The sequence below is a fragment of the Burkholderia sp. Ac-20379 genome, from assembly GCF_017104645.1.
Classification (GTDB): domain Bacteria; phylum Pseudomonadota; class Gammaproteobacteria; order Burkholderiales; family Burkholderiaceae; genus Burkholderia.
In genome coordinates, this window is the sequence record NZ_JAAGPF010000485.1 from 1 (window position 1) to 4,085 (window position 4,085).

Genomic DNA, 4,085 nt, shown 5'->3' on the forward strand with positions numbered 1-4,085 from the left:
CAGCCGTGTGCTCTTCCGATCTCCACGATGCCGATCAGGCCCGCGCAGGCGAGACACAGCGGCAGGCGCCGCAACGGCACGCGCACGGCGGACCGGCTGGAAAGCGGTGCGGGACGCGGCTCGGAGAGCGGGTTGCGGCGCACGCGGCGCGCCGGGCGCTCGCGAAGGGACAGGACGTCGGCCATGGCACGGAAAGGAAAATGGAAAGATGGAAATAATAATTATTCGCATCAATGCCACTACCCGAATCCGGACACCATTCCCCGTAATTGAATTATTTGGGGCGCCATTGAAGCGCCGTCTCCGCCATGGCGTCAAAATCGATTGGATCGCAGCTTGTCATTGCGAATGATTCTTATTAGTATTTGACTTCGCTGTCGCACCGCCGATCGATCCGCTCCGGCGCCGGGCCATACCCTCGCCTTCGCGAGCGCGCCGGCGCGCGGGATTGCGCGGACCTTCGCGCGAGCCGATAGCCAACGCCCACCGGAGCACATCACCATGCAAACGCTGACAGCGACGGATTTCTTCGACGCCGGCCCCGGCAGCGCCGCGACGCCCGCCGGCATCCACGTGAAGACCGTCGATCTCCAGCCGGGCCTGGCCGTCTCGCTGGTCGCCTTCGATTCGGAACAGGATCTGGACACGATGACCGAGGAGGACGGCGCCCGGATCCACTTCAATTGCCTGCTCGGCGGCAAGACGCGCGTGGGCTTCGACGATCAGCAGTTCGATCTGGACGGGGACGACACGCTGGCCGTCTATTCGCGCGGCAAGCGCTTCCGGCTCGAATGCACGGCCGATTACCGCAACATCGAGCTGCGCATCACGCGCCAGTTGCTCGCGCAACTGGCCGGCGAGGATACGGGCCAGCTCGATCTCGCCTCGGCCCACGAATTCGCGCTGCAACGCAACCGCAACACGCTGCGGATCCGCGAATCGGCGGTGCGGCTCGGCCATCTGCTGTCGGCCGATCACGCCTCGCCGCTGCTCGTGCATTCGGCCGCGCTCGAATTCCTGGCCTGGCACCTGCAATCGATCCAGCCCGAGGCGCGCGACGACATCGCGCCGCGCGAGCGCCGCCAGCTCGTCGCCGCGCGCGACCGGCTGCTCAGCGACCTCAGCAATCCGCCCACCATCGAGCAGCTCGCACGCGAAACCGGGCTGAACCAGCTCAAGATCAAGCGCGGCTTCAAGGCGATGTTCGGCAGCAGCGTGTATGCGCTGTTCCAGCGCGAGCGGATGGAACGCGCGCGCCACCTGCTGCAGCGGCACAGCGTGACCGAAACCGCCACGATGCTCGGCTACAGCAACCTGAGCCATTTCAGCACCGCGTTCCGCAAGCAGTTCGGCCTGCTGCCGCGCGAATCGCGGCGTCACGTGCTGGGCTGACCCGAAGCGCCCGTTGCGGCGCATCCGATGCCGCCCTGCCCGGCTCACGCCGGCACGGGCGTGCCGTCCGGGTTGCCGCGCGACGCTTGCTTCGCCGCTTTCTTCGTCGCTTCGTTGTCCGTTCCGTCCTCCGCTTCGTTCGTTGCCTCGTCCGCCGTTCCCGGTGCGGCCTGCTGCTCGCGCCAAAGCTGCGCGTAGAGCCCGTCCAGCGCGAGCAGCGCGTCGTGCGTGCCGCGCTCGCGAATCCGGCCCGCGTCGAGCACGACGATCTGATCGGCGTGGCGGATCGTCTGCAGCCGGTGCGCCACCACGATCACGGTGCGCCCCGCCACGAGCCGCGACAGCGCCCGCTGAATGTCGTGCTGCGCCTGCGGATCGACGGACGCGGTGGCCTCGTCGAGCAGCAGCACCGGCGCGTCCTTGAGGATGGCGCGCGCGATCGACAGGCGCTGGCGTTCGCCGCCCGAAAGCTGCTGTCCGTTCTCGCCGATCCAGGTCGCATAGCCGTCGGGCAGCCGCGCCACGAAGGCGTCGCACGCGGCGGCCCGGCAGGCGGCGATCACCTCGGCCTTGCTGGCGCCGGGCCGCCCGACCCGCACGTTGTCGAGCACGCTGCCCCGGAACAACTGCACGTCCTGGAACACGAAGCCGAGCTCGCGATAGAGCGCATCGCCGCGCCACTCGCGCAGGTCGACGCCGCCCAGCGCGATGCTGCCGCGCTGCGGATCGCGAAACCGCGCCAGCAGGTCGAGCACGGTGCTCTTGCCCGCGCCCGACGGCCCGACGATGGCCGTCACGCTGTGTTCCGGCACCTCGAACGACACGCCGCGCAGCACCGGCTCGCCGCCCGCCCCGCCATAGCCGAACGACACGTCGCGATAGGCGATCGCGCGATGCGGCGGCGGCTCGGTGCGCTCGCCCTCGGCCATCGGCGGCGTGTCGCGCAGCGCCTGGAGCCGCGCCTCGCTCTGCACCAGCGCGCGCAATTCGACGAGATAGGCGGCCGCGTCGAGCAGCGGATCGATCACCTTCCACGCGGTCAGCACGAACAGCAGCCAGACGGCCGGCGTCAGCAGCGCGCGATCGATCAGCGCGGTGGCCAGCACCAGCATCAGCAGCACGCCGGCCTCGAGCAGCAGCCGGTAGGCCTGCACCGAGCCGCCGCCCCACGCTTCCGCGCCGAGGCTCGCCACCCGCAGCGCCGCGAAATGCCGGTCGAGCCGCGCGATCCAGTCGCCGGTGCGGCCGAACAGCCGCAGCGTGCGCAGGCCCCCGACGAATTCCACCAGCAGGCCGGCCGTCTCGAGCGCGAGCCCCTGCTTGCGGGCGCCCTGCGCGAGGAAATAGCGGTTCATCGCATTGAGCGCGCCGATCGCGAGCGGCAGCGTGACGAGCAGCGCGGCGGCGAGCCGCCAGTCGATGCAGGCCAGCGCGATCGCGAACATCAGCGGCACCGCGGCGGTGGCGAACAACTCGGCGGCCAGGTGCGTGAACACGTCCTCCATGCGCTTGACGTCGTCGGTGACGACCGAGGCCAGCTCGCCGATCCGCTGCCGCCCGAACAGGCCGAGCGGCAGGCGGCGCAGGTGATCGACGAGGCTGCCGCGATAGGCGATCGTCAGCGCGTAGCTGCCCAGGAAGCCCGACATCTGGCCGAGCCACGAGAACAGCATCTGGCCGGCCAGCAGCGCGGCGAGCCAGGCCAGCGGCGCGGCCCAGACCTGCGCGCCGGGCGCCGGGCCGGGCCCGAACGGCGGCATCTGCACGAGCCAGTGCCAGCCGACGAAGAACGGCGCGATGGCGAACCCGCGCTCGATCGCGCGCAGCGCGAAGCTCGTCAGGATCAGCGCGGGCGAATGGCCGCTCGCGCGCACCATGCGCCGGCCGGCGCGGAGGAAATCAGCCATGCGTCACCTCGGAGGCATCGTCGATGGGCGACGGCGCTGGAGACGCGCGCGTGCCGAGCGTCCAGGCGTCGTCGTGCGATTGCGCGGCCCACATGCGGGCGTACAGCGGGCAGCGGCGCAGCAGCGTGTCGTGATCGCCCTCGGCCACCACGCGGCCGGCGTCGAGCACCACGATGCGGGCCGCGTCGCGCACCGTGTACAGGCGGTGCGCGATCACGATCAGCGTGGTGCCGGGGCAGCCCTCGCGCAGCGCGTCGAGGAAGCGCCGCTCGGTGCGGCTGTCGGCGAACGCGGTGCTCTCGTCGAGCACCAGCACCGGCGTGTCGGCCAGCAGCGCGCGCGCCACCGCGAGCCGTTGCCGCTCGCCGCCCGAGAGCCGCGCGCCGCCTTCGCCGATCTCGGTGTGCCAGCCTTCGGGCAGCGCGTCGACGCAGGCCTCGAGTTGCGCGATGCGCAGCGCGCGGCGCGATTCGGCCTCGGTCGCGCCGGGGCGGCCGAGCCGCAGGTTGTCGAGCAGGCTGCCGCGAAACAGGAAGATGTCCTGCGACACCACGCCGATGGTGGCGGCGCGTTGCGCGCCGTCGAGCGCGGACAGCGGCACGCCGCCCACGCGGATCTCGCCCTGCCCGGCCTCGATCAGCCCGCCCAGCAGGCTCGCGACGGTGGATTTGCCCGCGCCCGATGGCCCGACCAGCGCCGTCATGGCCGCCGCCGGCGCGTCGAAGCTTGCGTCGTGCAGCACCGGCGACGCGTCGTAGCCGAAGCTCACCCGCTCGAAGCGCACCG

The 4,085-nt window shown here is 71.0% G+C and carries 4 protein-coding genes; 1 reads left to right on the forward strand and 3 read right to left on the reverse strand.

All coding sequences use genetic code 11. The features are described from left to right. On the reverse strand, nt 1–185 hold a 185-nt coding region (locus tag G3N92_RS31705; protein WP_206131486.1), incomplete at its 3' end, for a hypothetical protein. Between the two features lie 316 nt (nt 186–501). Between G3N92_RS31705 and G3N92_RS31710 the strand changes: the two genes are divergently transcribed. Further along, complete coding sequence (locus G3N92_RS31710; RefSeq protein WP_206131487.1) at nt 502–1,392, forward strand: AraC family transcriptional regulator; 891 nt, start codon at nt 502–504, stop codon at nt 1,390–1,392. Nucleotides 1,393–1,436: 44 nt separating this feature from the next. On the opposite strand, the gene G3N92_RS31715 is transcribed toward G3N92_RS31710, so the two are convergent. Beyond that, entirely contained in the window at nt 1,437–3,299 is a 1,863-nt protein-coding gene (locus G3N92_RS31715) for an ABC transporter ATP-binding protein (RefSeq protein ID WP_206131488.1), read from the reverse strand. Next, nucleotides 3,292–4,085, reverse strand: a 794-nt coding sequence (locus G3N92_RS31720; protein ID WP_206131489.1) for an ABC transporter ATP-binding protein, incomplete at its 5' end; no start/stop codon positions are given. The genes G3N92_RS31715 and G3N92_RS31720, both read right to left, overlap by 8 nt.

Excerpts from the sequence above, each read along its gene's own strand:
- G3N92_RS31715 (WP_206131488.1), bottom strand. The coding sequence starts at position 3,299 with ATGGCTGATTTCCTCCGCGCCGGCCGGCGCATGGTGCGCGCGAGCGGC.
- G3N92_RS31710 (WP_206131487.1), top strand. The coding sequence starts at position 502 with ATGCAAACGCTGACAGCGACGGATTTCTTCGACGCCGGCCCCGGCAGC.